This is a genomic window from Antarctobacter heliothermus (assembly GCF_900188425.1).
Classification (GTDB): Bacteria; Pseudomonadota; Alphaproteobacteria; order Rhodobacterales; family Rhodobacteraceae; genus Antarctobacter; species Antarctobacter heliothermus.
Map to the genome: position 1 here is coordinate 1 of NZ_FZON01000051.1, position 23275 is coordinate 23275.

Here is a 23275-nt window from a genome sequence, read left to right on the forward strand (position 1 = left end):
CCGGCACTCCGGACGCGACCGGAATATCCAACGGGTAGAAAAGTGCCCCGGCATCGGGCGACCACAAACCTTTCTTCTTCAACTCATGCCGCCAGGCGTAAATCTGTTGCCGCGTAATCTCGTGGCGCTGCGCCACTTGCGTCACCGTTTCCCCACCAACACCAGCCGACATGACAATTTCGAGCTTGTCCTCATCGCGCCAGAAACGCCGCCGCTCCACCCCAAGAATTTCACCACGCATCGATGACCCCGCATAAGACACGTCGTTAACGACGTCGTTAAACACGTGTCCTAGATGATCGCACCAGCGTCAGGCAGGCGGTGCCAATGGCGCGGTTACGGCCGATTCCGCTGAATCCATTCAGCGGATGGGTACAATGGTCTTTGAGGACATCCAGACATTGGCACGCGGACAGTGGCCAGACCGCGCAGTCAACAAACCAGGTATGGACTAGGCGTCTGGCGTCGTTGTTTGACCTGCGGACAGGTGCGCCACGGGCCTGCGGTTGCGCCACCCCTGCCCGTCCCCGGTCAGGTTGACGCGTTCCCGATATGGCGCGCCCACGCTTGCGCATAGGCTTGCATACCAGGATAAAACGCCTCTTCCGACGGGGGTATCACATCAGCCGCAAGAGGCTGCGGGATGGCCCCGCAAGTTGCCAAGGCGGCGCCCTGGCTGGTTCCCGTCGCACTGTGCGAAGCAACGATCGTCGAGTTTGTGGCAACGGCCAACATGCGCAAGTAGAACCGATTTGCCGCGAATGGTCCCTCGACGATGATCACGCCCTGATGGCCAATGCTGTCCAGGCAGGTCGCCGTGACAAGCGCAAGGTACAGCGCAACCGCCGCGCTGCGCAGCGCGGTTCCCGGTGCCGGTTCCGCGCCGATCCAGCGCGCAGTGCATCCGCGAAACGGACCAGAGTCCGCCACCATCGCGGGCAATAGCATCCGCAGTTCGGTCAGAATACGCGACAAGTCATGATCGGCAGGTTCGGGACAGGTCCCTTGTGTCGCCAGATCGTGTTCGCGTCCGCCCATGAACCGGGCCGAGGGGACCGGATCGCCAAAGGCATTCACGTTGATCAGCACATCCTTGTCCGGATCCAGCACCACGTCCCGCCCGCCGACGGCCATGGCGACCACCCACGTCCCGGTGGACACCACACTGAACGGCTGCGCATTGCCAATGATATGCGGCAGCAGCGAGGCGTTGGAATCGTGAATGCCGCAATAGACAGGCGTCTCCGGTGGCAGCCCCGTTTGCGCAACAATGTCTGGCAGAATGGTCCCCAGAACATCACCGGACTTTCGCGCGGGCGCGATCTTGTTCCCGATTTCCAGGGTATCGGCCAACGACGACAAACATCCCTCATGCGGGTTCCACAGGTCCGTGTGACAGCCCAATGAGGTGACATCGGTGGCCGCAACCCCGGTCAGCCGGTGGCCCCAGTATTGCGGATAGGTGACAATCCGGTGCGTGCGCGCGGCCAGACCGGGATCGGTGGCGAATTGCCAGAACAGCTGCGCCCCGATGTTCAGCCCTCTCCCCAACCGGGGCGATCCCGTTTCAACAAACGGCGGACGGATCGCATCGTATTCGGCGGCCACCGCATCCGGGCCGGGGTGTTCATAGTCAAGGATCGGTGCCGCCAACGCGCCGTCCCGCGCCAGTAATGCCGCACAGGCGCCATGTGTGGTGATCGAAATCGCGCTGATGCCGTGGCGCGCGTGGAATTCGCGCAATCCGTTCAGCAGAAAGGCCCAGTGGCCTTCGATATCGAAATGCGGCCAGGGGGGACCGGGCAGCACCCGGTTCGGCCGGGTGATGACCGCCAATTCAGACAGATCGGTCAGGTCAACCAGCGCCAGTTTGGCGTTTGTCTTGCCGATGTCGATGACCGCGACATGCCCTGTGGTCATGGCATGTGAAAGACGCAGGCAAGCTCCGTCACCATGGGCGCGTTGTCGGGGTGTGTGACCATGATGTCCGCCATATGGGCCCACCACTTTCGCATGCCCTCTGAGTCCGGCAATACGGCCATCGTGTGATCCTGCCGCCGCCAGAGAACCCCGAACAGAGTATCTGTCTCACGATCAAGGTGGATCGAATAATCCGACACTCCCACCTCTTTCAACAAGGCGACCAATTCCGGCCAGATCTCGTCATGGCGCTTGCGGTACTCCTCCTCACAGCCCGGATTCAGCTGCATCTTGAAGGCGTATTTTTCCATCAGCGCGCCCTCCACATGGACCAGAGCCGCGGCAGGGCGATGACACCGATCAGCAGCGCGCCGATGACGATGGACATGACAATGCCCGGAACGTTCAACAGGCCCAGCCCGAAGGTCACCAGCCCCATGACAAACGCGGCGATGACAACGCCCGGAATGGTGCCCGATCCGCCGAGGATGTTGATGCCGCCAAGAACAACCATGGTCACCACCTCCAGTTCCCAGCCAAAGGCGATGGAGGGCCGGGTCGAGCCAAGCCGCGATGTCAGGCAGATCGCCGCGATACCGGACATCAACCCGGTCAGCAGGAACAGGATGAACTTGACGCGCGCGACCCGGATGCCGGAAAACAGCGCACCTGTCGGGTTGTTGCCGATGGCGTAGACGGCGCGGCCAAAATTGGTCTTGTGCAACAGGATGCCGTAGATCCCCGCAAGAATGGCAAACAGCACCAGTTCAAACGAAATCACCCAGAACACATACCCCTGCCCAAAGAACGCAAAGTCAGACGGATAGCCCTTGTAGACCTGATCCCCCAAGACGATGTAGCTGATGCCGCGAAACAGGCTCATCGTGCCGATGGTGACCACGATGGACGGCAGGCCCATCCTGGTGACCAGAAAACCGTTGAACGCGCCGCAGAGCAGGCCTGTGCCAAGACCCACGAGGATCAGCACCGGCGTACCCGCCCCGGCCTCAACCGCAGCCCCCATGGCCGTCGAGGCCAGTGCGATGATCGCCGCCACCGACAGGTCGATCTCGCCCGAGATGATCAGCAGCGCCATGGCAAAGGCGATCATCGCTTTTTCGGTAAAATTGAAGGTCGCGTCGCTGAGACTCCAGGCATTCAGGAAATACGGCGAGGCAAAGCTGTTAGCCATGAAGATGGCCACGGCAACCAACAGTAGCAGGGTTTCCCAGCTTTTCAGCCGCTTCTGAAGCGGCGATTGCAGCCGGTCGGGGATGAAACGGGTTGTGTCGGTCATACCGCGTGCTCCGCTGACTTGAGGATGATCCGGCCCTTGGTCCGTGACGCGCGGGCATTGACGGCAACCGCGATGATGATCGCCGCCCCTGAAATGGCCAGTTGCCAGAACGGCGAGACATTGACGACCGGCAAGGCATTCTTGATCACGCCCAGGAACAACGCCCCCAGAACCGCGCCACCGACAGACCCGATGCCGCCCGCAATGGATATGCCGCCAATCACGCAGGCCGCCACCACGTCCAGTTCAAACCCGCTGGCGATGTCCACATAGGCCACGGCATAGCGCGACACCCAGAGATACCCGGTCAGCCCGGCCAGCGCGCCAGAGATGGTAAAGGCCCAGAACTGGGTACGCCCTACGTTTATGCCGGTATAGGTAGCGGCGTGCGGGTTGCCGCCCACCGCATAGGCAGCGCGGCCCAAGGTGGTCCGCGACATGACGATGGTCAGGACAATGACAGCAAGGATCGCGGTCCAGCTCAGCATCGGCAGGCCCAGAAACTCGGCACGCGGGAACGCCTTGAACGCCGGGCTCATTTCATGGCTGTTGACCCATTTTCCGTCAGAAATCAGAAAGATGATACCGCGAAAGATGATCATGGTGCCCAGCGTGACCACGATGGGAGGAATGCCCAGCTTCCACACCAGCAGGCCGTTGGCCATTCCCATGACGGTGCCCAAGGCAATGGCAGCCGCAACGACGACACCAACCGGCATCCCCGGAAAGGCGACGTTGATCATGGCCACAACCATGCCTGTCAGCGCCAGATTGGCGGCAACCGACAGGTCGATGCACTTGGTCAGGATCACCACCATCTGGCCGATCGCCAACAGGATCAGCGGCGAGGTATCGTTGAACACCGCCACAAGGTTCGACGGTGCGACAAACGCCGGAAAGCGGGAGGCGATCAGGGCCAGCAACACGGCGATGGCCCCCAGCAACAGGACTTCGCGTGAGGTGATAAGGCGTTGAAGCATGACGGGTCCTCAGATTCCGGCCGCGTGGCGGACAAGGGTTTCGGGGGTCAGGTCTTCGCCCGCCAGTTCGGTAGCAATCCGGCCTTCGCGCATGACGATCACCCGGTCCGACATGCCCAGGATCTCGGGGATCTCAGAGCTGACCATGATGACGGCAAGACCCTGCGCGGCCAATTCGGCCATGAATTCATGCACCGCTGCCTTGGACCCGATGTCGATGCCCTTTGTCGGCTCATCCAGAATGATCACCTTGGGCTGGGTCGCCAGCCATTTGGCGATGACCACTTTCTGCTGATTGCCGCCGGACAGGTTGCCGACATCGGTATCCAAGGACGCCGCGCGCAGGTCCAGCCGTTGGGTGTATTCCCGCGCAAGGCTGAACTCTTCCGCCAGCCGCAAAAATCCCCGGTGCGATGTGCGCCCCAGTGAGGGCAACGTGACGTTCTGAAAGATCGGCAGCGCGGTGATCGCCCCCTGTTTGCCACGGTCCTCGGGGACATAGACAACGCCGTGGATGATGGCGTCAGCGGGGGAACGGATGATGCGGATCATCCCGTCGATCTTGGTCACCCCCTTGGACGGTTTGGTGATCCCGAACAGGGCCTGCATGAATTCAGATCGGCCCGCACCGACAAGGCCATAAAAGCCAAGGATTTCGCCTCGGCGCAGGGTAAAGCCGATGTCGGCAAATTCTGTGGGGTGATCGTATCCGACCACCTGCAGCACCTCATCCCCGATATGGCTTTCGCGCTGCGGAAAGACCTGAGACACGTCGCGCCCGACCATCATCTTGACCAGTTCGGACTCGGTCACATCGTCGATCAACCCGTCGCCGACAAACTGCCCGTCCCGAAAAACGGTGTATCGGTCGGCAATGCGAAAGATCTCATCGAATTTATGGCTGATGAACAGGATCGCCTTGCCCTGTGCCTTCAGCGTCTCGACCAGCTCATAGAGTTCCTGAATTTCCTTGTGAGACAGGGCCGCTGTCGGTTCGTCCATGATCACCACCCGGGCGTCGATGGACAGGGCGCGGGCAATGGCAACCAGATGTTTGTTGGCAATGCCCAGATCGCGCAGCTTGTGCCCTGGATCAATCTGGGCGCCGATGCTGCGCAGGATCTCTGTTGCGCGCCGCTGCATGGTGGTCCAGTCGATCAGACCGAACTTGCCGCGCGGGGCGTGGCCGATAAAGATGTTCTCGGCCACGGACAGTTCGTCGAACAGCACGGTTTCCTGGTGGATCGCCGTGATACCGACCTTGGCCGCGTCCTGCGGGGTCGCAAATCGCGTGGCCGCGCCATCCAGCAGGATGTCACCGCCATCCGGTTGGTAGATCCCGGTCAATGTCTTGACCACGGTGGACTTGCCCGCGCCATTCTCACCGACCAGCGCTGTCACCTGACCGGGAAACAGCCGCAAGGACACGCCGTCCAGCGCCTTGACCCCCGGAAAGGTCTTGGTGATCCCGTCGAGTGCAAGAATGGGGGCCGTCGCTGCCGCGGCATCGGTCTGGGTGTGCATGAGCATGTCGGCAATCTGTTTTAGGGACCCCGGCGCGTCACAGCGCCGAGGCCGAAGGACATCGGATCAGGCGATCAGAAGATCGATTTGAAATCGTCGATGTTTGAGCTGTCGTAGACAAAGGGATCCGCCATCGCGCCTTCGTTGTTTTCGTCCAGAGTCAGGGTGCCCATGCGACCCATGGGGATTTCTGCGCCCGGTTCGGCCGTGGCCTCACCCGTGGCAAGCGCGTGGGCGATCATCGTCGCCGAATACCCCAGGTCAATCGGGTTCCAGATCGCAAAGGACTTGGACGCGCCGCTGTCGATGGCACCCGCCATTTCCGACGGCAGTCCAAGGCCGGTCACGTTCACCTCACCCACCTTGCCAGCGTCCACAACCGCCTGCGCGGCGGCCACGATGCCGACGCTGGTCGGTGCGATGATTGCGTCGAGGTCGGGGAATTTCTGCATCAGCCCCTGCGCCTCACGGTAGGATTTGTCGGCCAGATCGTCTCCGTAAACAGTGCCGACCACCTCGATGCCGGGATAGTTGCCCATGACCTTTTCCATCTCGGCGATCCAGACGTTCTGGTTGGTCGAGGTGGTGGTGGCCGACAGCAACGCCACCTTGCCGCCCTCGGGCAGCTGATCCGCGGCCAGCTTGATGATCATGTTGCCGATCAGCGGGTTGGACGACGGGTTGAGATGCATCTGGCGGCCTTCAGGTGCCACACCGGAATCCCACGAAATCACGGTGATGCCGCGCTGCATGGCCTTTTTCAGAACCGGGACAAGCGCATCCGTGTCATTGGCAGACACCGCGATCGCATCGACCCGCTGGGCGATCAGCGCATTGATGACTTCGATCTGCTCCTCGGCGGTTGTTCCGGTCGGGCCGGTGTAGATGATCTCGACATTGCCCAGATCGGCGGCGGCCTCTTCGGCACCTTTGGCGGCAGCTTCGAAAAAGCCGATGCCAAGCGCCTTGACCACCAGCGCAATGCGCATGTTGTCCTGCGCCATGGCGCTGGTGCCCATGAGGCTGGCGACAAGACTGGCACCGGCCAGCAGTTTGGTAAAGTTGCGACGGATCATGGTTTCCTCCCTGAGATCACGTTTTCTGTTGAGGTCGGCTACGAGGCCGCCCCGCCGACTTGTTGGACCGCGCCCGATTGGGCGACGATCAGCGTCACATCCGCAGCCTCAAGCATGGCGGCGACCTTATCCGGGATTCCCTCATCGGTGATCACCGTGTCGATGCGGTCCAGCGGGCAAAGCACCAGGCTCGACCGGTTTTCGAATTTCGAACTGTCGACCAGAACCACCAGCTCATCCGCCTGACCGATCAGCTTTTGTTCGGCCTGGATCAGCAGCGGGTCGGCCTCCATCAATCCGATCGGGCCCAGACCCTGCGCCCCCATGAACATGCGGCGCGCGTAAAAATTGCGGGTCACGTCATTGTCGAAGGGCGACAGGATGATGTTCTGTTCGCGGTAGATCACCCCACCCGACAGCATGACCGTATTCTTGGAATGCTTCAGCAGGTGTTCGGCAATCGGGAACGAATTGGTAAAGACCTGACAGCGGCGCGAGGCCAGTGGATGCACCATCTGAAAGGTGGTTGTGCCGCCGTTGATGATGATGGAATCGCCGTCCGAACACAGATCGACAGCCGCGCGGGCAATCGCCTGCTTTTCACGGCTGTGCATGGTTTCGCTGACCGAAAACGGCCGCCCGGCCAGCCCCACGAACTGCGGCGGGCTGATCGCCTCTGCCCCGCCCCGCACCCGGCGCAGTTTTTTCTGCGCGTCGAGCGCGGCAATGTCGCGGCGGATCGTGGCCTCGGACGCGTCCGTCAGATTGCACAAATCAATCACGGTCACGACCGGCCTGTCCTGAACGGCAGACAGAATGATCCTGTGGCGCTCTTTTTCGTGCATCACGTCCTCCCTTGTCGCTGACACTGGCCAGATTCGCCGCACCTGTCAATCATTATTAATCACAATCAGTCATTCTGCGCCGCAGCATGATTGATTGTGATTGTTTTAGATTGACATTGCGTCACACCCAACGCAGTTTCGCCGCAACATTCTATCGCGGGCGCAGGGCGCCAAATGGGAGGACGCCATGTTGAAAACTACCGAAAATCAGCTTCTTGAGAACCGTTGGGATCAGACCAAAGCGCAAGACATGTCCGAGTCGGACCTGCTGTTGTATCGCTCCAACATCCTGGGATCGGACAAGCGGGTGACCAACTACGGTGGCGGCAACACCTCTGCCAAGGTGATGGAAACCGACCCGCTGACCGGCGAACAGGTCGAGGTGTTGTGGGTCAAGGGATCAGGCGGCGACATTGGCTCTATCAAGATGGATGGTTTTGCCACGCTCTACATGGACAAGCTGACCGCGCTGAAGGGCCTGTATCGCGGCGTCGCGTTCGAGGACGAAATGGTCGGCTACCTGCCGCATTGCACCTTTCGCCTGAACCCGCGCGCGGCCTCTATCGACACGCCTTTGCACGCCTATGTGCCGCGCAAACATGTGGACCACGTCCATGCAGACGCCATCATTGCCATCGCGGCATCGAAAAACTCCCGTGACCTGACGCAAGAGATCTTTGGCGACAAGATCGGCTGGTTGCCGTGGAAAAAGCCGGGGTATGAACTGGGCCTTTGGCTGGAAAACTTCTGCCTTGAGAACCCCGACGCTGACGGTGTCGTGTTGGAAAGCCACGGGCTGTTCACATGGGGCGACACCGCCCGCGCCTGCTATGACATGACCATCGAGGTGATCAACACGGCCACCCAATGGCTGGCGGACAAAACGGCCAATGTCCCGGCCTTTGGTGGCGCGAAACACATCAGCCTTGCCGCACGGGATCGACGTGCCGTCGCCGCCCGCCTGATGCCTGCCATCCGTGGCTTTGTCTCCGGCAACCAGCACATGGTCGGCCATTTCAACGACAGCGACGCGGTGCTGGAATTTGTCAATGCGCACGACATGGCGCCGCTGGCCGCGCTGGGAACCTCCTGTCCCGACCATTTCCTGCGGACCAAGATCCGACCGCTGGTTGTCGACTATGACCCCGCCACGGGCAACATTGATGAGGTTCTGACCGGGTTGCCCACGCAGATTGCGGCCTACCGCGACGACTACGCCGCCTACTACAACCGCTGCAAACACGACAACTCTCCTGCACTGCGCGACCCCAACGCCGTGGTCTACCTTGTCCCCGGCGTCGGCATGATCACCTTTGCCAAGGACAAGGCGACAGCCCGGATTTCGGGTGAGTTCTACGTCAATGCGATCAACGTCATGCGCGGGGCCTCTTCGGTCAGCGAATACACCGGGCTGCCGGAACAGGAGGCGTTCGACATCGAATACTGGTTGCTCGAAGAGGCCAAGCTTCAACGAATGCCAAAACCGAAATCGCTGGCGGGCCGGGTGGCGCTGATCACCGGCGGCGCGGGCGGCATCGGCGCGGCCACGGCGGAACGCTATCTGGCAGAGGGTGCCTGCGTGATGCTGGCCGACATTGCGCAGGACAGCCTCAAAGCCGCCCTTGACGACATGACTCGGCGATACGGCAAGGACGTAGTACGCACCGCGGTGATGGACGTCACGGATGAGGTCGCCGTTGCCGCAGCCTATGCCGAAATGGCCGTCGAATTTGGTGGCGTGGACATCCTTGTGTCCAATGCCGGTATCGCCTCGTCGGCGCCGGTCGAGGAAACCACCTTGGCGCTGTGGAACAAGAACATGGAGATTCTGAGCACGGGGTATTTCCTGGTCTCGCGTGAAGCGTTCAGGTTGATGCGGGTGCAGGACATGGGCGGGTCCATCGTCTTTGTCGCCTCCAAGAACGGCCTTGCCGCCAGCCCCAACGCATCGGCCTATTGCACCGCAAAGGCGTCTGAAATCCATCTTGCTCGGTGTCTTGCCCTTGAGGGGGCAGAGGCGGGCATTCGGGTGAACGTGGTGAACCCGGACGCGGTTCTGCGCGGGTCCAAGATCTGGGAAGGGGAGTGGCTGGAACAGCGCGCCGGAACCTATGGCACCGACAAGGACGGGCTGGAAGAAATGTACCGCAAGCGGTCGTTGCTGAAACGCTCTGTTCTGCCCGAGGACATTGCCGAAGCGGCCTATTTCTTTGCCGCCGACACGTCGGCCAAGTCGACCGGAAATATCCTGAATGTGGATGCCGGCAATGTGCAATCGTTTACGCGCTGACAGACTGCCTGTGGGAGGAAACAGCATGAGCCAATATGACAGCGCCCGCGCGCAATTCGCTGACTGGGGCGTCGACACCGAAACCGCGATAGATGCCCTGAAATCCATCCCGATTTCCATGCACTGCTGGCAGGGCGATGACGTGGTGGGATTTGAGGCATCAACCGGCACCTCTGGGGGGGGCATTCAGGCAACGGGCAACCATCCGGGCCGCGCCCGTACCCCGGACGAATTGCGCGCCGATCTGGACTTTGCCTATGGCATGATTCCCGGCACTCACCGTCTGAACCTGCACGCCATCTATCTGGACACGGATGAAACACCGGGGCGCGATGAGATCGAGTTTCGGCATTTCACCCCTTGGGTGGACTGGGCGCGCGACGCGGGCATCGCGTTGGATTTCAACCCGACGTTTTTTGCGCACGCCAAGGCGGACGACAACCTGACCCTGGCGCACCCGGACAAGGGCATCCGCGACTTCTGGATCGAACACGGGCGTCGCTGCCGGGACATCGCGGCACAGATGGGCGCGGCGCAGGGCAGTCCCTGCATCAACAACATCTGGGTGCCCGACGGGTTCAAGGACACGCCGGTGGATCGCATGGCGGCGCGCACCCGGCTGGAGGCGTCACTAAACGACATGTTTGCCGCCCCTCAGGACAAGGTGCAGATGCGCGATGCGGTCGAAAGTAAGCTGTTCGGCATCGGGGTCGAGGCCTGCACCGTCGGCAGCCATGAATTCTATCTGGGTTATGCGATCCGCAAGGGCACGCTGTTGTGTCTCGACATGGGGCATTTCCACCCGACCGAGAACATCGCGGACAAGCTGTCCGCCTGCGCCTTGTCGCTGGATGAGATCCTGCTGCATGTCTCGCGGCCCATGCGTTGGGACAGTGATCACGTGATCCTGCTGAACGACGACATTCAGGCCATGGCCAATGAGTTGGTCAGCGGGGATCTGCTGGGTCGCACCCACATCGGGCTGGACTTTTTCGACGCCACCATCAGCCGGACGGCGGCCTGGGTGATCGGCACGCGCAACATGCAAAAGTCGTTGCTGCGGGCCATGTTGCTGCCGCTGTACCGTCTCAGGCAGGCGGAAACGTCGCTGGACCACACAACCCGGTTTGTCGTGACTGAAGAGTTCAAGGACATGCCCTTTGGCGCCATCTGGGAAGAGTTCTGTACGCGGATGGGCACGCCGGTCGGTCAGGGTCTCATCCGCGAACTGGACGGCTATCAGGCCAAGGTTGCCGGGCGCGGCTAAGCTGCATGGCCAGCCCGTCTACGGCGCGATGATCGGGCTGGCCTGAATGTCCGAATCCCTGGTGTCCACCCCGACAAAGCGGGTGCCGTGCTTGAACCAGCTTTCCGGCGCGGGCGCGCCCCACAGGGTCTGCCGCTGCGGGTCTTTCAGATCCCATTTGATCGGTTCCAGATCGGGGTCGACGGTCTGGTAGTCCGAACAGTAGATTTCTATCCGATGGCCATCGGGATCAAGGATGTAGAGGAAGAAGGCATTGGAAATGCCATGCCGCCCCGGACCGCGTTCGATGTTCGAGACGTAGCCCGTTGTGGACATCAGATCCAGCAGGTCGATGATGTTCAGCGGCGTCGGCACCCAGAACGCAACGTGGTGCATGCGCGGCCCGGTGCCATTGGTAAACGCCATGTCATGCACTCCGCCCTTGCGGTGCATCCATGCGGCCCACAGCCGCTTGCTGTCTTCGTCCTCGGTGTATTCCGTCACGCGAAAGCCGAAGTCGCTGTAGAACGCCACGGAGGCATCCACGTTAGGACTGAAACAGTTGAAATGGTCGATCCGTAGCGGTTTGACCCCGCGATACAGCGCGTATTTCTGATGGATCGGCTCCAGCCGGTCCATCTTGTGATAGAATTCCAGGGGAATGCCCATGTTGTCCGAGGTCAGCAGCGTACGGCCCTGATAGGCGCGCTGCACCCATTCTGTCGGGCGGCCTTTGCCCCGGAAATAGACCTCTGCCCGGTCAAGATCGTCCTCGTCGAAGGTCTTGAACCCCATGACCCCGACTGTGCCGGGCTGATCGGACTGTTGCAGGATCACGCAGTGGTGGCCGCGTTCCTCCATCGCGCGCAGATAGACATGGGCGTCGTCCTCATCCGTGACCTGCAGGCCCAGAATGTCGGTGTAAAACCGTTTCGACGCAGCAAGGTCTTTGACGTTCAGGCAGACATGGCTCAACCGAATGGTGTTGAAGTCGGGGTAGAGGTTCGGGGCAGGAACGGGCATGGCGGATCCTCTCAGTGCGTGTTCAGGGCCGCGCGGGCCTTGGTGTATTTCCGGGCCAGACGGTCGCGCGTGGCGGCATCCAGCAGCGCAAGCCGGTCCGGATGGGCGTTGTCGGCAATGTCTGACAGCTTGACCGCAAGAGCGAGCGGATTGGCGCGGACGCGGGCATAGTAGCTATCGGCCTCCTCGCCCTCCCGGCGGGTGATCGCATCGACGGCGGCGGCGATCTCTTCGCCGAATTGCGCGGCCACCTGCGACAGCGGCACATCGCAATCCTCGACCACGTCATGCAGCAGCGCGACAACGATCTCGCGTTCCTCCTCGACACCTGCGGCAACGCGCGCAACATGGCCGATATAGGCCATGCCCGCCTGATCCGTCTGGCCGCGGTGCGCGGTCAGGGCCATCTCAAACGCCGCGCCGATCACTTTCCTGTCCCCAGTCTGGTGATCTTGTGCGGACCAAGGGCAAAGCCGATGTGCTTTTGCTCCATGTAGAATTCGAACGACCAGTCGCCGCCGTCGCGCCCAATGCCGCTGGCCTTGACCCCGCCAAAGGGCGTGGGAAGGTGCCGGACGTTTTCCGAATTCACCCAGATCATCCCCGCCTCCAGCCTGTCGGTAAAGCGCAGCGCGCGGGTCAGGTCATTGGTCCAGACATAGCCGGTCAGGCCGTAGGGCACGTCATTGGCGATCTGCAGCGCCTCCTCCTCTGTGCTGAACGGGATAGAGGTCAGCACCGGGCCAAAAATTTCCTCCTGCGCGATGCGCATCTGGTTGGTCGCGTTGGTGAACAGCGTGGGGCGGACGAAATATCCCTCATCGCCCGCCTTTACGCCACCCGCCGCAACGGTTGCGCCGTCCTCGCGCGCGATTTCGAAATAGCTGGTGACCTTGTTGTAATGTTCCTCGGTGACCAGCGGGCCGATTTCCGTGGCCGGATCCAGCGGATGACCGACCTTGATGGCGTTCACTCGTTCGACCAGCCGTGCCTCGAACTCTGCGCGGATCGTGTCCTGCACCAGTAGGCGCGAGGATGAGGTGCAACGCTCGCCATTAATGGAGTAGATCATGAAGATCACGGCATCCAAGGCACGGTCCAGATCGGCGTCGTCAAACACAATGACGGGGTTCTTGCCTCCCAGTTCAAGGTGATTGCGCTTGAGCGTATCGGCCCCCTGCTTCGTGATTAGGCTGCCGGTGCGCGATTCCCCGACAAAGGCGATGGCCTTGATCCGGGGATGTTCACACAGCGCCTTGCCCGCGCCGTCGCCAAAGCCGTTCACGGTGTTGAGCACACCGGGGGGCAAGCCCGCCTCTTCGGCGATCTCGACCAGCAAGCGCGCCGTCAGGGGGGACGCCTCGGCCGGTTTGTGGACCACCGTACATCCAGCGGCCAGCGCTGGTGCGATCTTCCATGTGGACAGCATGAACGGCGTATTCCACGGCGTGATCACCCCCACAGGACCAATTGGCACGCGGGTTGTGACGTTCATCAGGGTTGGTGATTTCAGATGCTGACCGTCACGCGCCTGCACCACCTGATCGGCAAAATAGCGAAAGTTCTCTGCCCCGCGCAGGGCCGCCTTGGACATGAATTTCAGCGCCTGGCCCGTGTCCCAGCATTCGCACAGCGCGATTTCCTCGGCGCGCGCCTCGATCCCTTCGGCAATGCGGATCAGGATTTTCTTGCGTTCCAACGCGGGCATGTCGCGCCATGCGGCAAAGGCATCATGGGCGGCATTGGCGGCCGCGTCGATGTCGTCCGCCGTGCCATGCGCCACGTCGCAGATCACACTCTTGTCCACCGGCGAGATCGTCTGGAACACCCCTGCCCCACCTGCCACATCCGCCCCGCCGATCCGGTTGCGGATGCCGGCCATGCGGAACCGTTCCAGATAGCCGTTCAGTTTGCTGATATTGTCGTCGAGCACCGTCATGCGGTATCCTCCAGATGGTCGCGGACCGTCCCGAACTTTAGAGAAAGATCGGCATCAATGTCCCGCATCTCTACCGAAAGCGCGACAGAGCGGGTTGCCATCGCCGGGCCGACAAAACCCTTGAGAGCCGCGAATATGCGGTCAATGGCGTTCTTCTTGACGTCGGCGGGGCGGCCTTCGCGCAGTCGGATGGTGAGGTCGATGAACCCGTGCTTTGGATTGCCATCGGCCATCGCCACATGATCCACCCGTGTTGCGCGGACCCGAATGCCCGCCATGGGAAAGGTCTCGATCTCTGCCGCCGCTGCGCGGATTGTTTCGCACAGCGCCCCCATGTCCACGACGCCCTCAAGGTTGGCGGAATAGTCGATATGGAAGTGTGGCATGCCATCTCCTTAACATGTTAATTATTGTCAGGTTAAATATTCTCCTGTTGCGTTGTCAAGAACAAGTTCACAGTGCATGTGACGTTTCAGACAACTTCCGAGGCCCCCATGACGTCCAAACTGCCGTCGACATCCCGTTCCCTGCCCATCGCGCTGATCCGCGCGCGTGAGGGTGTCATGTCACCGATCCGCGACATGCTGTCCGAAACCGGGATCACCGAACAGCAATGGCGCGTGCTGCGGGTACTTGCCGAATACGGCGTGATGGACGCCAAGACGCTTGCAGACCGGTCCAGCCTGCTGTTCCCCAGCTTGACCCGGATCGCCGCTACCTTGCGCGAAAAGGGGCTGGTGACCCAGACCCGCGACGATCAGGATCGGAGGCGGCAAATCATCCAGATCACCCCCGAGGGGCAACAGATCATCGACGACCGCGCAGATCAGGCCGCGCAGATCGTGGAGGGATTCAAGACCACCCTCGGTGTCGAAAACTACGAAACGCTGCTGGACTTTCTGGCATTGCTTGATCCCGGTTCTCGGGGCTAGGGCGCAACGACGCCCGCCGCGCACCAGGCATCGAAGATCTCCAGCGCCTTGTCCGCAAACACGGCATCGTTGATGTGACAGTCGATCCGGTGGCGCGTGACATTGGAGGGCAAGCTCGCCTCCAGCTCTGTCAGAAACGCACGCAGACCCTCCTTGTCGTGCAGATCCGCGCCTTCGCGGTCCCACTCGCCCAGTCCGCGTTCGGGCAGGATCATCGCAACGGGGCCTTTGGCCGTCGCCAGTTGATCCGAATGGGCACGCGCAACCTGCTTGCGTTCTTCGGCCCCAAGAACGACAGAGGTCAGCAACCTGTTGTGTGCATGCGCCGGATGGCCTTTCCATTTGTCGGGCAGCGGCTGCCAGCCGACAATATCGACCAGATCATAGCATCCGGGCGCAACGATCTGCGGTATCCCCACCGCGCCCGCATTGGTCAGCCGGTCCGCCCCGGCAGAGATGTTCGACCCGTGCACATGATTGCCCAGTTCCTGCGTGCAAAAGTCGAACACACAGGCAAACGCACCTTGCGCGGCAAGGCTTTCGAACGCCCGCCCGCCCATGCCTGTGGCGTGAAACACCGCAACCTCAAAACCACGCGCCTCCAGCGCGGGCTTCAACGGGATCACATATTTCAACGCCGAGGTTCCCAACGACATCATTCCGATCAAGGGCTTGCCGGTCTTTGGGCGCTCCACAGCGCGGGCTGCGCCCAGAACGGCCCCCGCCGCCTGTGACAAGGACGCCTTGCAGACAGAATTGAGCCCGTACAGCCCTCCGGCCCAAAGGATCATCTGCGTGTCCGCCGCCAGCCGATCTGGCGGAATCAGCGGAGAAAAGGACACCGTCGAGACAATGTATTTCGGCACGCCCAGCGGCAGGGCCGAACACACATCCAGCGCCAGATCTGTGCCCATCGTCCCGCCCAGAACGATCATCCCGTCAAACACGCCCTCCGTACACAGGCGCGCCGCCAGCAGGCTGGCCCCCTTGGCCATGATCTGCATGGCGTTGTTTTCGTCGCCGCTGTCGGTCGCCGCCCGGATGGAACTGCCGCCTTCTGCGGCAACGTCGTGTTTTGAATAATCGGTGGGCGTCGATGGATCGCCAAGGACCGACACGTCCATGGTGACAACCTTGCCGCCCTGCGCGCGGATCACCCCGGCCAGATAGCCCAACTCATCGTCCTTGGTGTCGTAGGTGCCGATCACCAGAATGGTCTTGTCGGTCATGTCGCCCCCTTACAGCTTGATCCAGGCTGTCTTCAGGTTGATGTATTTGTCGATGGCGTGCAGCGATTTGTCGGACCCATTGCCGGACTGCCCGACTCCGCCCAGCGGCACTGTCCCGTCCGCCCCGCCGTAGGTGTTCACATGCATCACGCCGGTGCGCACATCGCGGATCATCCGGTGGGCCCGGCCCAGCGTCGAAGTCCAGACCGCACCCGCCAGCCCGTAAACCGTGGCGTTGGCGATGCGTACCGCCTCATCATCGGTTGCAAACGGTGTCACGGCCAGTACCGGGCCGAACACCTCGTTTTGCGCCAGCGTTGCGTCGGGCGTGACGCCGGTCACGATGGTGGGCGCCATGTAGTAGCCGCCCGTTTCGGCAAGGATGCGGTGCCCACCGATGACAACCTGCCCACCCTCGGCCTGCGCGGTGTCGACGAACCGCAGGTTCTGCGCCAGCTGCACGTCAGAGTTCACCGCACCGATCTGCGTATCCACCTGCAGCGGGTCGCCCACCCGCATGGCCTGCGCCGCCTTGGCGACCTCGGCCACGAATTCGTCATGGATTGCGGCCTCAACCAGCAACCGCGACCCGGCAACGCAGACCTGCCCGGCATTGCGAAAGATCCCTGCGGCGGAGACCTTGGCGGCCTCTGCCAGATCGGGGGCGTCGGCAAAGACGATGTTGGGGGATTTGCCACCCAGTTCCAGATAGACGCGTTTCATGTTGGAGCGGGCGGCGTATTCCATCAGCCGCCGCCCCGTGGCACCCGACCCGGTGAACACCAGAACGTCCACATCCATCGACAAGCCCAGCGCCTGACCGACCACCGCGCCCTCACCCGTCACAACATTCAGCACCCCCGGCGGCAGCCCGGCCTCCAGCGCCAGTTCGGCCAGACGCAGCAACGTCAAAGACGCGGTTTCCGCCGGTTTCAGCACAACGGAATTGCCCATCGCCAGCGCCGGACCCAGCTTCCACGCGCCGATCATCATGGGAAAGTTCCACGGAACAATCGCGCCGACAACGCCGACCGGCTCTTTGTGGATCAGGCCCAGAATATCGCCCGCCGTCGGGGCGATTTCGCCATAGATCTTGTCCAGCGCCTCGGCGTAGTATCGGATCGTGGCAGCGGCAGACCCCGGTTCCGCCTTGAGCGCCATGCCGATTTCGGTGCCGTTGTCACGCACCCCAAGCACCGCAAGCTCCAGCGCGTTGGCCTCTATCAGGTCGGCCCATTTCATCAGAACCTTCTTGCGCGCGGCAGGCGGTTGCCCGGCCCAGCGCCGATCCTCAAAGGCCGCGCGGGCCGACGCAATCGCCGTGTCCATATCGGCCGCCGTGCCCCGCGCAACGGTCGTCAACACCTGCCCGTCAATGGGCGAGACAACATCCAGTGTCGCGCCATCAGAGGCAGCAACATGCTGGCCCTCGATCAGATGCGAAAAGGCGGGAACGGGCCGCGCCCGCAGGATATCTATCTTGCCTTGGTCCATCGGGGTCACCTCATCTGGCTGTCGTGCATGTCGTGGTCTTCCTCTGGCTGATGGGCGCGCCACTCTTTGACCAGCGTCCGGATGTGCAGCGCCAGAACCAGCAGGATCAGCAGAAAGAGGATGAAGGAAATCGGCCGATCGATCATGTCGAACGGCGTCTTGAGCCGGGGCAGCGCCGAGCGCAGCTTGACCTCCATGATGCCGCCCAGAACCATGCCAAGGATGATCGGCACAATCGGCAGGTTCAGCCGTTTGAGGATCAGGCCAAGTACACCAAACCCGGCTGAGATCATGCAATCCGTCAGTGAATTGCGCAGCGAATAGACCCCCACAAACGACAGCAGCAGGATCATCACCCCCAGAAACCGGGTCGGCACGCGGATGATTTTTGTCAGCAGGTTGGTGGAGAACAGCAGGAACACCATCACGATGACGTTCAACGCGATCAGCGCAAAGTAGAGCCCGTAGACAAGGTCGATATTGTTCTGGAACAGCTGCGGACCGGGGATGACGTTGTGGACGTAGAACACCGACAGCATCATCGCGGTCAGCGCCTCACCCGGAATGCCCAGCGCCAACAGCGGGATCATCGCGGCGGCGGGGACCGCGTTGTTGGCCGCCTCCGAGGCAATCAACCCTTCGGGAGAGCCTTTGCCGAATTCCTCTGGCGTTTTCGAGGTCTTCTGCGCGTAGGTGTAGCTCATGAATTGCGCGGTGAATTCGCCGGTTCCGGGGATCATCCCAAGGATCACGCCAAAGCCCGAGGCGACGGTGGCGACGCGCTTGTGTTTTAGCAGCTCCTTGAACCCGGCGGACATCTTGCCTTTGACCGGCTTGGCGTCCGGGCTGCTGTCTGGCGCGGTCAAAAGGAAAAACGCCTGACTGAGCGCAAAGAGGCCCAACACCACGACAATCAGATTAATGCCGGAACTGAGGAACGAATACCCGAAGGTATACCGTTGCGAATATGTCACGGCGTCCAGCCCGACGGTCTGCAAGAAGATGCCGAACATCGCCAGCAACCCGGCGGCAAAGATCTGCCCCCGGTGCGCAAGGATCACCAGCAGGATGCCCAGCAGGGCCGCCAGAAAGATCTCGCGGCTGCCGAACATCGGAGCAACAATCGCCAGCACCGGCGACAGAATGATCAGGCACCCGATCCCGAACAGCCCGCCCCAAAACGACGCGCTATAGGCAAGCGATACCGCGCGGTGCGCCTCTCCGCGTTGCGTCATGGGATAGCCGTCGTAAGAGGTCAACGCGTTCACCGCCGTGCCGGGCGTGTTGATCAGCACCGCCGGGATTGCGCCGCCGTACATGGACGATCCGTATATGCCGAGCAACATGGTCAAACCCACAATCGGGTCCAGGGAAAAGGTGGCGGGCAACAGGATGGCAATCGCCACAGCAGGGCCGACCCCCGGAATGGCCCCGATGATCACACCGCCGACAGAGCCCACCAGCAACGCCAGCATCACATCCCACCGAGCGAGCATTTCCAGTCCTGAAAGCAGGTTTTCCATTGGTCGGTCCGATCAGAAGTATGTCAGCATGATCTGGCGCAGCCCGTCCGGCAGTGCCTCGTAGACCATGCCTGCGGGCAGGTTCACCTTCAGCAACGTTTTGAACAGCAGCACGATCACGACGCCAGACACGGCTGCGGCGATCAATATGAACGGGCGCCGATAGCCGACGCGCAAGGCAAGAAGGACGGCGAAAACAACGGTGGTCGGCAGGTACCCGGCATAGGGCACGGCAATCGCATACAAAATGAACCAACCCGCATATTCCAGCGAACACACCCACAGCCAGACCTCTTGCCAGCGACCGGCAATACGCTCTGACAGGGCCGATCCCAGCAGGTGAAACCCCGCGAACACCGCCATGCCTCCCAATGAAACCGCAGGCCAGAACCTGGGTTGCGCGAACAGCTTGCCACCGTTTTTCCATGTAGTCTGATCGGCCAGTTGCGACAACAACAGAACGCTGACGATCAGGGCAAACCATGCAAAGGCAATGTCACCCGGTCGCCGATACCGCTTGAACAAGGATTGCAGCGTCTTGACGCGCGACATGACCAGCCCCCGCTTGATCTGAAAAGTTGGAGGCCGGGCAGTGTTCCCGCCCGGCCCCGTTGGCCCGGTGTTATTCGGCCAGCATGGCCTCTATGCGGGCCATCGTTTCGATATCCTTGGCGATCTGATCGACGACCTCTGCGGCAGGCTGCCAATAGACCGATGCGCCGGTTTCGGCGGCCAGCGCCTGAGCCCGTTCGGACATCACTGTCTCTTGCGCGACGGCGATGATCTTGTCCTGAACATCCTGCGGCGTGTCCTTGTGAACAAACAGGCCATTCCACAGCGCGACGTCCAGATCGGGGGCCAGTTCGGCCACCGTCGGGGCATCCGGGGTCAGCGGGATACGTTCCGAGCCAATCGAGGCAAGCACCTTGACCTCATCCAGACAGGGCAGGATCTGCTGCAAGGTCGTGTTCATCACGTCAACATCGCCCGACGCCAGCGTGTTGCAATCCAGCGCATCAAATGCAGCATCCGCCGCGAACGAAAACCCCATCTCCTTGGCCAGACCAAACGTCACCTGCGTCGGCACAAGGGGCGCACCAAAGTGGCCCAGCACCACGTCGTTTTCCTTGGCGTAGGCAGCCAGACCCTCAACGTCGTCATAGGGTGCGTCGCCGCCCGTCGCGATCACAAAGGGATAGGTCAGAAAGTTGCCCAGCGGCACAAACGGATCGGGGTTCAGGTCGGGGATGCCGATCTGCGGCCCCACCACCGGAATCGCGATGATGAAAGAGCCGATTGTATACCCGTCGGCAGGCGCATTCGCGACCTCGATCGCGCCGGGGAACGGGCCGCCGCCGCCACCCGGTTTGTTCACCACGGCCGTGGGCACGTCATAAGCCGCCGAAAAGTCCTCGGCGATCATACGCGTCAAGACGTCTTCCAGGTCACCCGGGGGCCACGGCACGACAAACTGGACAGGCTTCTCGGGATACTCGGCCTGCGCCACGCCGGTCACAGCCGCCATCGCCAGTGCCATTGCGGTCACGGATTTCAGAACCTTGGACATTTCTTTCTCCCTGCGGTGGGTTCATATGCTGAACCGCTGTTTCGGAAAAAAGGTTGCCTTGTTAATTTTGGTGTGTCAAACTTTTTTTGATTTCCGATGGAAGGCAACGACACAAATGTCCTCTGCAACCAAAACGCTGGAGCTGCTGTCATTCTTCTCGGCCTCCCGGCCGGAGATCGGGCTGTCCCAGTTGTGCCGCATCGCGGGGCGGGACAAGGCAACGACCTATCGCCACTTGCAGGCACTTGAATACGCGGGGTTTGTCGAGAAAAACCCGACCACCAGACATTACCGGCTCGGCCCGGCTGTCCTGCATTTGGCACAGGTGCGCGAAGCAACCGTGCCCCGCAAGGCAGCTGTGCAATTGTCCCTGTCACAGCTAGCGGACGCGACGGGGGAAACCGCGCATGTTTCGGTGCTGTCCGGGACCGTGGTCTATTCTCTGGCGTCCTGCGAATCGCCCAGACACGGAACACGGGCCGTCATCGACATCACGACCTTTCCGTTGCACGCGACCGCAACGGGCATCTGCGCGCTGGCCTTTGGCCCTGCTGACCTGTTCGACGTCGCCGCAGCACATCTGGACAGGTTTACCGCCAATACGCCCACCACCCCGCAGGCGGTCTCCAACCTGGTGGACAACGCGCGGACGACCGGCTTTGGCAGTTCGAACGGCAACTATGAATCCGAGGTCTACAGCCTGTCCGCGCCACTGTTCGACCAGACAGAGCTGTTCGTCGGGGCCGTCACCGTGGCCAGTGTCGCGTCGCGGTTCACGCCGGATCTGGAACGCAAGATCAAGAGGGAACTTGCCAAGGCAAGCCGTGAGATCACCCACAATTGGGGCGGCACGCTGCCCACCGGAGTCGAGGCCGCCTGGGCCGAGACCCTGTCACCTTTGCACGCAATGGACACCACATCATGAAAGACTCCAACTTCCTCAAGGAACACAATGGCCGCCTGATGTGGCACCCCATGACCTCGCCGCAGGACAGCCTCCAAAACCCGCCCAAGATCATCACCGGGTCGGGCGGTGTCACCATCACGGACATCGACGGGCATTCGGTCGTCGATGCGGTAGGTGGTCTGTGGAACGTGAATCTTGGCTATTCCTGCCAGCCGATCAAGGACGCGATGGCGGCGCAACTGGACACCCTGCCCTATTATTCCACCTTTCGCGGCACCTCGAACGATGTGGCGATTGAGCTGTCGTTTGAGCTGAGCCAGTTCTTTGCCCCCGATGGCCTGTCACGCGCCTTTTTCACCTCTGGCGGGTCGGATTCCGTGGAAACCGCGCTGCGCCTGGCGCGGCAATACCACAAGCTGCGCGGCGAGGCGGGCCGAACCAAATACCTGAGCCTCAAGAAAGGCTACCACGGCACTCATTTCGGCGGCGCGTCCGTCAATGGCAACGCCAACTTCCGCACCGCGTATGAGCCGCTCTTGCCCGGATGTTTCCACATCCCCGCGCCGTACACCTACCGCAATCCGTTTAATGAATCCGATCCAGAGCGGCTGGCGCAACTCTGCGCCGCTGCCCTTGAGGACGAGATCGCCTTTCAGGGGGCGAACACAATCGCCGCCATGATCATGGAACCGATCCTGGGCGCGGGCGGTGTCATTCCTCCGCATAAATCCTTTGCGCCCATGGTGCAGGAGATTTGCAACCGCAACGGCATTCTGTTGATCACCGATGAGGTCATCACTGCCTATGGGCGCACCGGCGCGTGGTCTGGCGCCCGCCTTTGGGGCATCAAGCCCGACATGATGTGTACAGCCAAGGCCATCACCAACGGCTATTTCCCCTTTGGCGCGGTCATGTTGGGCGACCGGATGATCGACGCATTCGAGGACAACCCCTCAGCCAAGATTGGCCATGGCTATACCTATTCCGGTCATCCAGTCGGGGCAGCAGCGGCGCTGGCCTGTCTGGCCGAAACAAAACGCCTGAACGTGGTCGAAAACGCCACAGCGCGGGGCACACAACTATATGAAGGCTGTCAGAAACTGATGGAGAAACACGGTATCATCGGCGACGTGCGCGGGGGCCACGGGTTGATGACCGCCCTTGAACTGGTCAGCGACCGGGCCACGAAAAAGCCCATCGACGCAGCCACAGCCGCGACAGTCCAGGAAATCGCTTACCAGAACGGTGCCATGGTCCGGGTGTCCGGTCCCAATGTCATCCTGTCGCCACCGCTGATCCTGACCAAAGCGGACGTCGACACAATTCTGTCGGCGCTGGATTCCGGGTTCGCAGCGGCCTGAGGCGTCGCATCTCCAGGGCAGTCCGGTGTTCCGGACCTGCCGTGGGACGACGCGTGGGTGGTCGGGCGGCCCGCTTTTCGTCGCGGAGCGGCAAAGGGCAGACCCAAGTGAACGCGCAGCAT

At 61.5% G+C, this 23275-nt stretch carries 22 protein-coding genes; 5 read left to right on the forward strand and 17 right to left on the reverse strand.

The window, feature by feature from the left end; genetic code table 11:
- The 8 genes from CHB90_RS20055 to CHB90_RS20090 all read right to left on the reverse strand — a co-directional run.
- Positions 1 to 241 (reverse strand): transposase (locus CHB90_RS20055; RefSeq protein ID WP_141135898.1); only part of this gene is annotated, 241 nt, incomplete at its 3' end.
- 290 nt (positions 242 to 531) lie between these two features.
- On the reverse strand, positions 532 to 1920 hold the full coding sequence (locus CHB90_RS20060) for an FGGY-family carbohydrate kinase (protein WP_089279621.1): 1389 nt from the start codon (positions 1918 to 1920) through the stop codon (positions 532 to 534).
- Positions 1917 to 2231, reverse strand: a complete 315-nt coding sequence (gene rhaM, locus CHB90_RS20065; protein ID WP_089279622.1) for an L-rhamnose mutarotase — start codon at positions 2229 to 2231, stop codon at positions 1917 to 1919. Before rhaM ends, CHB90_RS20060 begins: the two co-directional genes overlap by 4 nt.
- Positions 2231 to 3217: an ABC transporter permease gene (locus tag CHB90_RS20070; protein ID WP_089279623.1), complete on the reverse strand. Its 987-nt coding sequence runs from the start codon at positions 3215 to 3217 to the stop codon at positions 2231 to 2233. The genes rhaM and CHB90_RS20070 overlap by 1 nt, the downstream gene beginning before the upstream one ends.
- Entirely contained in the window at positions 3214 to 4197 is a 984-nt protein-coding gene (locus CHB90_RS20075; protein WP_089279624.1) for an ABC transporter permease, read from the reverse strand. Before CHB90_RS20075 ends, CHB90_RS20070 begins: the two co-directional genes overlap by 4 nt.
- 9 nt (positions 4198 to 4206) lie before the next feature.
- A complete protein-coding gene (locus CHB90_RS20080) occupies positions 4207 to 5727 on the reverse strand; it encodes a sugar ABC transporter ATP-binding protein (RefSeq protein ID WP_170941125.1) in 1521 nt (506 codons plus the stop codon).
- Between the two features lie 68 nt (positions 5728 to 5795).
- The gene (gene rhaS, locus CHB90_RS20085; RefSeq protein ID WP_089279625.1) at positions 5796 to 6797 is read right to left on the reverse strand and encodes a rhamnose ABC transporter substrate-binding protein; all 1002 of its coding nucleotides are present in this window, start codon (positions 6795 to 6797) and stop codon (positions 5796 to 5798) included.
- Positions 6798 to 6835: 38 nt separating this feature from the next.
- Positions 6836 to 7642, reverse strand: a complete 807-nt coding sequence (locus tag CHB90_RS20090) for a DeoR/GlpR family DNA-binding transcription regulator (RefSeq protein ID WP_089279626.1) — start codon at positions 7640 to 7642, stop codon at positions 6836 to 6838.
- Positions 7643 to 7829: 187 nt separating this feature from the next.
- Between CHB90_RS20090 and CHB90_RS20095 the strand changes: the two genes are divergently transcribed.
- Together CHB90_RS20095 and CHB90_RS20100 are read left to right on the forward strand one after the other, a co-directional pair.
- On the forward strand, positions 7830 to 9932 hold the full coding sequence (locus CHB90_RS20095; protein ID WP_089279627.1) for a bifunctional rhamnulose-1-phosphate aldolase/short-chain dehydrogenase: 2103 nt from the start codon (positions 7830 to 7832) through the stop codon (positions 9930 to 9932).
- 25 nt (positions 9933 to 9957) lie between these two features.
- Positions 9958 to 11199 carry an L-rhamnose isomerase gene (locus tag CHB90_RS20100; protein WP_089279628.1) on the forward strand — a complete coding sequence of 414 codons (1242 nt, stop codon included), beginning with the start codon at positions 9958 to 9960 and terminating at the stop codon, positions 11197 to 11199.
- 18 nt (positions 11200 to 11217) lie between these two features.
- Here CHB90_RS20100 and hpaD read toward each other — a convergent pair whose 3' ends face one another.
- Genes hpaD through CHB90_RS20120 form a run of 4 tightly spaced genes read right to left on the reverse strand, consistent with a single transcriptional unit; the run spans position 11218 to position 14526 of the window.
- Positions 11218 to 12201, reverse strand: coding sequence for a 3,4-dihydroxyphenylacetate 2,3-dioxygenase (gene hpaD / locus CHB90_RS20105; RefSeq protein WP_089279629.1), 984 nt, complete (start codon positions 12199 to 12201; stop codon positions 11218 to 11220).
- 11 nt (positions 12202 to 12212) lie between these two features.
- Positions 12213 to 12629 (reverse strand): HD domain-containing protein, encoded by a 417-nt coding sequence (locus CHB90_RS20110; RefSeq protein ID WP_245823311.1) that lies wholly within the window; start codon positions 12627 to 12629, stop codon positions 12213 to 12215.
- Positions 12626 to 14140: a 5-carboxymethyl-2-hydroxymuconate semialdehyde dehydrogenase gene (gene hpaE, locus CHB90_RS20115; RefSeq protein WP_089279630.1), complete on the reverse strand. Its 1515-nt coding sequence runs from the start codon at positions 14138 to 14140 to the stop codon at positions 12626 to 12628. Before hpaE ends, CHB90_RS20110 begins: the two co-directional genes overlap by 4 nt.
- Positions 14137 to 14526, reverse strand: a complete 390-nt coding sequence (locus CHB90_RS20120; RefSeq protein ID WP_089279631.1) for a 5-carboxymethyl-2-hydroxymuconate Delta-isomerase — start codon at positions 14524 to 14526, stop codon at positions 14137 to 14139. The genes hpaE and CHB90_RS20120 overlap by 4 nt, the downstream gene beginning before the upstream one ends.
- Positions 14527 to 14634: 108 nt before the next feature.
- Between CHB90_RS20120 and hpaR the strand changes: the two genes are divergently transcribed.
- Positions 14635 to 15072, forward strand: a complete 438-nt coding sequence (hpaR, locus tag CHB90_RS20125) for a homoprotocatechuate degradation operon regulator HpaR (RefSeq protein WP_089279651.1) — start codon at positions 14635 to 14637, stop codon at positions 15070 to 15072.
- Here hpaR and CHB90_RS20130 read toward each other — a convergent pair.
- The 5 genes from CHB90_RS20130 to CHB90_RS20150 all read right to left on the reverse strand — a co-directional run bounded on the left by CHB90_RS20130 (position 15069) and on the right by CHB90_RS20150 (position 20885).
- The gene (locus tag CHB90_RS20130; RefSeq protein ID WP_089279632.1) at positions 15069 to 16301 is read right to left on the reverse strand and encodes a Tm-1-like ATP-binding domain-containing protein; all 1233 of its coding nucleotides are present in this window, start codon (positions 16299 to 16301) and stop codon (positions 15069 to 15071) included. The genes hpaR and CHB90_RS20130 overlap by 4 nt on opposite strands.
- A 9-nt stretch (positions 16302 to 16310) precedes the next feature.
- On the reverse strand, positions 16311 to 17795 hold the full coding sequence (locus tag CHB90_RS20135; protein ID WP_089279633.1) for an aldehyde dehydrogenase family protein: 1485 nt from the start codon (positions 17793 to 17795) through the stop codon (positions 16311 to 16313).
- 5 nt (positions 17796 to 17800) lie between these two features.
- Positions 17801 to 19318 carry a tripartite tricarboxylate transporter permease gene (locus tag CHB90_RS20140; protein WP_089279634.1) on the reverse strand — a complete coding sequence of 506 codons (1518 nt, stop codon included), beginning with the start codon at positions 19316 to 19318 and terminating at the stop codon, positions 17801 to 17803.
- Between the two features lie 12 nt (positions 19319 to 19330).
- On the reverse strand, positions 19331 to 19870 hold the full coding sequence (locus CHB90_RS20145; RefSeq protein WP_089279635.1) for a tripartite tricarboxylate transporter TctB family protein: 540 nt from the start codon (positions 19868 to 19870) through the stop codon (positions 19331 to 19333).
- Between the two features lie 70 nt (positions 19871 to 19940).
- The gene (locus CHB90_RS20150; protein WP_089279636.1) at positions 19941 to 20885 is read right to left on the reverse strand and encodes a tripartite tricarboxylate transporter substrate-binding protein; all 945 of its coding nucleotides are present in this window, start codon (positions 20883 to 20885) and stop codon (positions 19941 to 19943) included.
- 115 nt (positions 20886 to 21000) lie between these two features.
- Here CHB90_RS20150 and CHB90_RS20155 point away from each other — a divergent pair, with 115 nt between their 5' ends.
- Together CHB90_RS20155 and CHB90_RS20160 are read left to right on the forward strand one after the other, a co-directional pair.
- Positions 21001 to 21810 carry an IclR family transcriptional regulator gene (locus CHB90_RS20155; protein WP_089279637.1) on the forward strand — a complete coding sequence of 270 codons (810 nt, stop codon included), beginning with the start codon at positions 21001 to 21003 and terminating at the stop codon, positions 21808 to 21810.
- On the forward strand, positions 21807 to 23153 hold the full coding sequence (locus CHB90_RS20160) for an aspartate aminotransferase family protein (protein WP_089279638.1): 1347 nt from the start codon (positions 21807 to 21809) through the stop codon (positions 23151 to 23153). Before CHB90_RS20155 ends, CHB90_RS20160 begins: the two co-directional genes overlap by 4 nt.
- Positions 23154 to 23275: the final 122 nt, after the last annotated feature.

What these genes read in the sequence shown, in the direction of transcription:
- CHB90_RS20140 (WP_089279634.1), bottom strand. Translation starts at nt 19,318, where the DNA reads ATGGAAAACCTGCTTTCAGGACTGGAAATGCTCGCTCGGTGGGATGTG.
- CHB90_RS20160 (WP_089279638.1), top strand. Translation starts at nt 21,807, where the DNA reads ATGAAAGACTCCAACTTCCTCAAGGAACACAATGGCCGCCTGATGTGG.
- CHB90_RS20130 (WP_089279632.1), bottom strand. Translation starts at nt 16,301, where the DNA reads ATGACCGACAAGACCATTCTGGTGATCGGCACCTACGACACCAAGGAC.
- CHB90_RS20070 (WP_089279623.1), bottom strand. Translation starts at nt 3,217, where the DNA reads ATGACCGACACAACCCGTTTCATCCCCGACCGGCTGCAATCGCCGCTT.
- hpaD (WP_089279629.1), bottom strand. Translation starts at nt 12,201, where the DNA reads ATGCCCGTTCCTGCCCCGAACCTCTACCCCGACTTCAACACCATTCGG.
- CHB90_RS20080 (WP_170941125.1), bottom strand. Translation starts at nt 5,727, where the DNA reads ATGCTCATGCACACCCAGACCGATGCCGCGGCAGCGACGGCCCCCATT.
- hpaR (WP_089279651.1), top strand. Translation starts at nt 14,635, where the DNA reads ATGACGTCCAAACTGCCGTCGACATCCCGTTCCCTGCCCATCGCGCTG.
- hpaE (WP_089279630.1), bottom strand. Translation starts at nt 14,140, where the DNA reads ATGACGGTGCTCGACGACAATATCAGCAAACTGAACGGCTATCTGGAA.
- rhaS (WP_089279625.1), bottom strand. Translation starts at nt 6,797, where the DNA reads ATGATCCGTCGCAACTTTACCAAACTGCTGGCCGGTGCCAGTCTTGTC.
- CHB90_RS20100 (WP_089279628.1), top strand. Translation starts at nt 9,958, where the DNA reads ATGAGCCAATATGACAGCGCCCGCGCGCAATTCGCTGACTGGGGCGTC.
- CHB90_RS20060 (WP_089279621.1), bottom strand. Translation starts at nt 1,920, where the DNA reads ATGACCACAGGGCATGTCGCGGTCATCGACATCGGCAAGACAAACGCC.
- CHB90_RS20145 (WP_089279635.1), bottom strand. Translation starts at nt 19,870, where the DNA reads ATGTCGCGCGTCAAGACGCTGCAATCCTTGTTCAAGCGGTATCGGCGA.
- CHB90_RS20090 (WP_089279626.1), bottom strand. Translation starts at nt 7,642, where the DNA reads ATGCACGAAAAAGAGCGCCACAGGATCATTCTGTCTGCCGTTCAGGAC.
- CHB90_RS20095 (WP_089279627.1), top strand. Translation starts at nt 7,830, where the DNA reads ATGTTGAAAACTACCGAAAATCAGCTTCTTGAGAACCGTTGGGATCAG.
- CHB90_RS20075 (WP_089279624.1), bottom strand. Translation starts at nt 4,197, where the DNA reads ATGCTTCAACGCCTTATCACCTCACGCGAAGTCCTGTTGCTGGGGGCC.
- CHB90_RS20120 (WP_089279631.1), bottom strand. Translation starts at nt 14,526, where the DNA reads ATGCCACACTTCCATATCGACTATTCCGCCAACCTTGAGGGCGTCGTG.
- CHB90_RS20155 (WP_089279637.1), top strand. Translation starts at nt 21,001, where the DNA reads ATGTCCTCTGCAACCAAAACGCTGGAGCTGCTGTCATTCTTCTCGGCC.
- rhaM (WP_089279622.1), bottom strand. Translation starts at nt 2,231, where the DNA reads ATGGAAAAATACGCCTTCAAGATGCAGCTGAATCCGGGCTGTGAGGAG.
- CHB90_RS20135 (WP_089279633.1), bottom strand. Translation starts at nt 17,795, where the DNA reads ATGGACCAAGGCAAGATAGATATCCTGCGGGCGCGGCCCGTTCCCGCC.
- CHB90_RS20150 (WP_089279636.1), bottom strand. Translation starts at nt 20,885, where the DNA reads ATGTCCAAGGTTCTGAAATCCGTGACCGCAATGGCACTGGCGATGGCG.